The organism is Mesorhizobium sp. WSM3864 (assembly GCF_002294955.1).
Lineage (GTDB): Bacteria > Pseudomonadota > Alphaproteobacteria > Rhizobiales > Rhizobiaceae > Mesorhizobium.
This window is the reverse complement of record NZ_NSGD01000016.1, coordinates 85619-92010: the sequence shown is the minus strand read 5'-3', so window position 1 is coordinate 92010 and position 6392 is coordinate 85619. Positions and strand designations below refer to the sequence as shown.

Annotated in this window: 4 protein-coding genes and 2 pseudogenes; 4 read left to right on the top strand and 2 right to left on the bottom strand. The window is 58.4% G+C overall.

Going from position 1 to position 6392, the window contains the following annotated elements; genetic code table 11:
- Positions 1-393: 393 nt before the first annotated feature.
- A complete protein-coding gene (locus tag CK215_RS24795) occupies positions 394-2523 on the bottom strand; it encodes a prolyl oligopeptidase family serine peptidase (RefSeq protein WP_095832495.1) in 2130 nt (709 codons plus the stop codon).
- Between the two features lie 441 nt (positions 2524-2964).
- A complete protein-coding gene (locus tag CK215_RS30905; RefSeq protein WP_141245521.1) occupies positions 2965-3225 on the bottom strand; it encodes a hypothetical protein in 261 nt (86 codons plus the stop codon).
- A 385-nt stretch (positions 3226-3610) separates the two neighbouring features.
- On the opposite strand from CK215_RS30905, the pseudogene CK215_RS31945 reads away from it, so the two are divergent.
- The 4 genes and pseudogenes from CK215_RS31945 to CK215_RS32310 all read left to right on the top strand — a co-directional run.
- Positions 3611-3721, top strand: a pseudogene (locus CK215_RS31945) (IS110 family transposase); the annotation flags it as partial.
- Positions 3722-5025: 1304 nt separating this feature from the next.
- Entirely contained in the window at positions 5026-5388 is a 363-nt protein-coding gene (locus CK215_RS31935; protein WP_348628615.1) for a DsbA family protein, read from the top strand.
- A 286-nt stretch (positions 5389-5674) separates the two neighbouring features.
- Positions 5675-5896, top strand: a complete 222-nt coding sequence (locus tag CK215_RS24785) for a hypothetical protein (protein ID WP_095832494.1) — start codon at positions 5675-5677, stop codon at positions 5894-5896.
- Positions 5897-5974: 78 nt separating this feature from the next.
- Positions 5975-6319, top strand: a pseudogene (locus CK215_RS32310) (omptin family outer membrane protease); the annotation flags it as partial.
- Positions 6320-6392 lie beyond the last annotated feature (73 nt).

Below are 6392 nucleotides of genomic sequence, written 5' to 3'. Positions count from 1 at the left end.
GACCAATGTCGCCGTTGGGGCCCCCAAAAAAACCCCCCCCCCGCGGGGGAACCGGACGGGGGGCGCCCGGGAGAGGGCGCGGCCGGGGGGGGGGGGGGGGGGCGACACAGGAAGGGAGGGGACTAAGGGGTGGGGGGGGGGGAGGGTAAGACGCGCAGGGGGATTTTGGAAACGCGACAGCCTGCTGTGCCAGCAGCACCAGGACGACGGCCGCTGCTACTCCCCGCGACACGTTCATTCGCTTTGTTGCCATGATATTTCTCCTTGCTCTTCAGAATTGTAGTCTGTGGTGTGAAGTGCTCCGTCGATTGATTGAGATCGACAAGGCGCTAGCGCGCATTGTGCAAACTGTACTCGCACGGTTTGTACCTTGTCCCAGTCCTCGACCTGTACTCACTCATCGGAAGTTCGCCCTTGTCGAGCTCCGGGTCCTTTATGAAAGCCATCGGCATGCCACCCGATCGCGCTGCGAAGAAAACCGATACCGAGGCTGATGAATGCGGCTCGCTCCCGATTGTCCTTGCCGTAGCCGTGCCCGCCCGCGCTGGGCTCGTAGAAGTAAGCGGGATAGCCAAGGGCCTGCAGCTTTGCCGCCATCTTGCGCGCATGGCCCGGGTGGACGCGGTCGTCGCGTCTCATGGTGGCGAGCAGGATAGGCGGATAGGGCTGTCCCGACGACGCGGCGTGATAGGCCGAGATTTCACTCAGGAAAGCCCAATCGTCAGCCTTGTCGGGATCGCCATATTCGTCGATCCAACTCGCGCCTGCCAGAAGCTTGGTGTAGCGGCGCATGTCGACAAGCGGAACCGTGCAGAACAGCGCGCCGAAACGCTCAGGATAGCGGGTAAGCATGTTGGCGATCAGCAGGCCGCCATTTGAGCCGCCCTGGGCGGCAATCCGCCTCGGCAGCGTGATGCCCCTTCGCACGAGATCGGCGGCAACGGCGGCGAAATCGTCATGGGCGAGACGCTTGCCCTCCCTGCGCCCGGCTTCGTGCCAGCAGGTGCCGAACTCGCCGCCGCCGCGGATGTTGGCCACCACACACGTGCCGCCGCGCTCGAGCCACAGCTTGCCGAGGGTGGAGTTGTAGGAGGGCAGGAGCGATATGCCGAACCCGCCATAGGCGGTAAGGTGAACTGGGGCATCTCCGTTCCCGTTTGGTGGACCGACCTGCGTATAGGGGATCATCTCACCATCGATCGAGACTGCCTCGTGGCGTGTGATCACCAGTGCGGATGCGTCGAAATTCTCCGGGCTGCGCTTCAGAATTGCTGAAGCGCTGAGAGGCGGCGCGGCCTTGAGATCGAACAGCAAAAGCTGCGGCGGCGTGATCGGATCCTGAACGCAAACCAGGACCTCCCCATTGGTCTCGTGATCTGCCGCATCGAGTGACCAGAGGTGAACAGTCCCTTGCGACGGCAAGGCGTCCAGGGCTCGGCGTGTCCATTCCTGCGGGCCTGGGGTGAACACCTCGAATCTCGGAGCGAGGTTCGCCAGGTAGTGGATAATGAGCTTCCCGTCATTCCAGAAGAATGACTGCAGACAGCGCCTCTCGGCTGGTTCAAACAGGGTACTAAAATGACGCTCTCCAGCAAGGAAAGAGGAAAGCGAAATGCCGATTAGTGCGTCGGCGCTATAGGTCGTCCCGGCGACCGTCCATGGTTTGCGCGGCTTTACCGCCAGCCAATCGCCGAAGTTAGCCCACCTGGCGTCCTTCGGAAGATCGATCTCTGTCTTCGGCCCGCTTCTATCACCAATGTGGACTTTCTTCGCGAGCCAGCCCAATTGCTCAATGAACCACAAGCGCTCGCCCTCGGCGGTACGGTCCAGATGGCCATTCACACCGAGGGTTTCGGAACCGGTCTCGAAGATTACCGGCGCGGTGAGCGGATCCGCGCCACGCTTCCACAGTCGCACGGTGCGTGGGTAGCCGCAGCGCGTTGCCATGCCATCGCCAAGCGCACTGCATAGCACAAGAGTGTTGGGGTCGAGCCAATCAATGTCGCCCTTGGCCTCTGGCAGATTGAAACCGTCGGCGACAAAGCTGAGAGAGCTCAGGTCGAATTCGCGATGCACGACCGCATCGCTGCCGCCGCGCGACAGGCGCAGAACGGCTCTTTCCCGTCTCTCCGGCTCGATCAACGCACCACTCCAGACCCAGTCCTCTCCGTCGCTAGCCGCGAGCGCATCCAGATCGAGCAGTAGCTCCCATTGGGCGTCCGCGTTCACGTAGAGGGCAAGGGTGGTTCGGCGCCACAGTCCTCGCGGATTGCCAGCATCTTGCCAAAAATTGTAGAGGTACGGACCGCAGCGCGTGACCAGGGGAATCCGGCCGGGACGATCGAAAATCGCCGTAAGCGCCGCCCGGTCGCGCTCGAACTGCGTTCCCGCGAAGTCCTTCAAGGTTTTCGCCGACTGGTTGGCGGTCCACGAAAGTGCCCGTTGGCCATCCACATCCTCAAGCCAAAGATGGGGGTCATCGTCGGGCGCATTCAGTGTTGGGCGGAAATCGAATTCAGTCATGTCCGAAAGACCTGAGGAATGAAAGCGCAATGGCTCTCGTCTGCTCGAGAAGGCTCAATTTTTGCGGTGACGCCCGTACGTTCGAAAAGCGTGACATGGATGAAGTTCTTCCCAGTTGGTGCGGCGTCGCAGTGTTTTTTGCGCATAGGACCGCAACCGTCGTGCCAACTGGGAAATCCTTGTTAAACAATGGATCGCTCTGGCGGCGCTGTGTCCGATGTCAGACATCGTCGCGAACGCGACAATGAGCGTACCGGTAATCAGCGGGCCAAATTCCGGCGCAAGGCGGCTTTTCTCGATGCCGGATCGTTCTTGTTGTTATCGACGCCAATCAGTATTTCCATTCCTGGGAGTACGAGAAGATGCCTAATAAGAAGGGCGGCACAGCCCGCTTACAATCGGCTCACTATCTGCCACGTCACTGCGATTTCTCCGCTTCTTTCACTGGAAAGGCGCACCAAGAACGGGGCATTCCTCAATACAAGCGTCCGCAGCCTTCAACATACGTTCACTTGGGTTAAATCCTGGCAGCATTTGCCCAAGGATCATAGCGTTAAGGAACAGCGAACCGCCAAGACGCGGATGAGTCGTGTGCCCTATCGCCAAGCTGTAATTTGAAGGATTGCCACCATAGCGGAACGCAATATTCCGCGCATTTGAAACGCCTGATACGCCGCGTTTCTTTTTACCTTCGGCACTCATCGTTTTCTCTTCGCTTTCTTATGTTGTCTGTATCCAAACAGGTAGCACGATTGTTCAAAAGTTATGCCAACTTCACCAATGACGTATCTGCTTACGCGCTCATTTTCTTCACGCGTTCCGGCAAAGATAACGCATTTGTGCTTTGAGTTACTTCTAAATCAAACCTTCGGAAGCTTTGCCTCTGTTGTCCGGCAACAGCGACACCATCGCTCCAAGTTGCCGCCTCCCAACTTGCAAAGTCCGTGCCAGCATCTCAGTGTCCAGTAAGGTCCGTTTGCTTTGCAAAACTCGACAGTGACCAGACGTCGGCTTGTAGTGAACCTCACATTTTGTCCGCCGCGGCTGGAACCGGCCGCCTGTCATTTAAGCCGCCAGATCAATTGAACGCCCATATCCGCGCACGAAGAGCTGGACCATGCGCCACCTGCGCTACTTGCAGGAGCAGCGGTTCGACGTCTTGCAACATCACATCTCGCTCCAGGAGATGGTCGAAGCGTGCGCGTCTCGAAAGAGTGGCAATGCGCCTGTGCGGCCTAGGGACAAAGCAGCAGCTTCAAGAGAAGGATCGAGGCTTCTTCGTTCACCCGTCTGGACATTGCCAAGTCGGGGGCAGACGCGATCTGATTTCCGTCGGAGCACGGCACCGGGTTCACTCGAACGCCAAGCTCGCCTGGACGGCAGGAGGCCAGCACCGTGTCGCTCCAGGCAAGCCGATGCAGAACCGAATCTGCGAAGCCTTGAACGGCCGCAGCGGGACGAGCGATTGAACTTAGTAGGACCTCGATCGCGCGATCAGTGATCGCTAGATGGGTCGCTGGATGCCGCCAACGGCACCCTAGCATTCGGCGCCCGGAATCACACCTGCGGCCCCTATGCCGCAAGGCTAACTGCAACACACGGCTGCGCAACTCGACCGGCCGGCGATCGCCTGTTGCCTCAATCCGCTCTTAGATGCGCAATGCTCAACCGAGGACTCTGGCGTCAACCGTGCAAAGCTGGTCACAGCATTTGTCCGAGTTCGATTCATGACAATCTGTGTTCAGATACAGACATCCTGGGGATTAAGTTCGAGCCCACCAGGCGGACGACTCCTTGGATTTGTGGTTGCTGCTCACAACCCACTTGGTGGCATGGCAATTGCATACCATGACACGTGTCGCGACATGGCCCGTCGCGCAGTCTTTAGCCCAGGAGTTCACATGACATTCTAAATTTCTCTCGATCTGCCGCGCCCATCCGGAGTGCCACAGACGGCGTAGAAAATCAAAATGGACCCAATCCGAGAATCATCAGGGGCTCCCGAGCTCCCAGTTCGAGGGCAGGATCCTTTCTGAACGTGGTGCTACGCTGAACCCGGAGTGACGCAAATGTCCTGAGGCTTTCAGGCTGCTGTCACCTAAGGGTGTCAGAAGCCGGCTGTTGCTACCCTGCCGTTCACCGTTTACTTGGAGCCATCCCATGCTTAATCCAAAAGCTGGCGCTATCACCTTTTCAGCCCTAGCCCTGCTTTTTTCCGGGCTAGCGACACGATATGGTCCAGTTGCCATACACTACGTCCGACAGCTCGAAAACCATCGCCGGCTCGCCGAGGATTGGCGGAAGCTCATTCCAGAGCGGCGCGACGCACTCTTGAACGACACCGCTGCGCCAACTGCTGGCAACCCGAATGGCGACGTCCCTCTCATTGTGTTTTTGGACTACAACTGCCCGCAGTGCCGGGCGGAAGACCGTATAATCCAGGCAAGCCCTCAAGGATGATCCCAAGCTGAAGGTTGTCTACAAACATTATCCGGGCGAGAAATCGGGTTCCAAATTTGCCGCACTGGCGGCGCTCGCCTCCATCAAACAGGGAAATATGACGCGTTCCATCACGCCCTGATGGCTACTAGCGGGCAGCTCAGCGAATTCGACATTTTGACTATCGCAAGACAGGTCGGCCTTGATGTTGAACAGCTCAAGCGGGACATGAAAGACCCCGCCCTCGAAAACCTCCTCGAGCGCAATCGCGCGGTCGCCAAGGAGCTGTACATCGACGGCACGCCTGGGGTGGTTCTCGGCCTCGAAGTGATCCCAGGGGTGCCCAACATTCACAAGCTGGAACGCTTAATCGCCAAAGAGCGGGAAATTAACCGTCGTGCCGCATCACCAACTTCGGCATTTTGACAGCGCCGGCGGCCGGTGCAAATCCGTTCTCTCGCCACGAGCGTCGCCTCTCGGCCGGGCCAAATCTCTTATACGGTCCGGCAACACGTTAGTGGCCGACCACGCGGTTCTATGCAGCACATCAGGCCAAGAGCAATGCCAAGCCGTCCTGGACATCGCATCGGAGTTCAAGGTCTTTGCACCAATGCCCAGGAATGGTCGCCGCGACAACAAGTCCTGCAAAAGGGGCGCTGAGAGCCGCCGTCGTTTAACGAAAGATCACCAACGGCTATCCCGAGGAGGCCCCATGAATCGCTGCACATTTGCAATTCTTGCTTTCGGCACGTTCTGCACATCGTCGACCATCGCCATGGCGGCGCATTCGACCATCTGTTCAGCGCCCGACAAGAGCGTCGCCATTCTTGGTGGTGTTGGATACACCTGGCTAAAGGGCAAGGAGCTTGTCTACGACAAAGTGGGGCAATCATATCAGCAATTTGATCTGGGAAACCGGCGCGCCTGGTTCTGACCACCGGGCTAAGGGCCGAGGTGTGGAACAACTGGATCATTTTCAGCCAACGCCGTCTTCGGTTTCTCTGGCAACAGCCATATGGAAGACTGTGATTGGCTCAAGGATGCGCCGAGCTTCGCGGAACTGGATTGGTCGCATCAGTCCATCCACCCCGACACTCGCCTTGACCGCTACATTGACCTTGACATGGCAGCAGGCCCAGACTTCGTGATCAACGATGCCACGGTTATCAACCTGCATGGCGGCGTCAAATACACTGACATGAAGTGGAAGGCCTATGGCGGTTCGTACCAATATAGTGGGGAAGGGTTCCGCGATTATCGCGGCGAGTCCCCGGACCGAAACCGGGCATCGATTACGAACAGCGCTATTTCGGCCTGTTCCTTGGCGCGGAAGCGACCACGACGCTCGGGAAATTGAGCGCTCTCGGGTCTGCTGCGCAGCGGCTTCACCGTTGAAGCGCTGTTGACGATCACTGGAGGCGCGAGCTGCG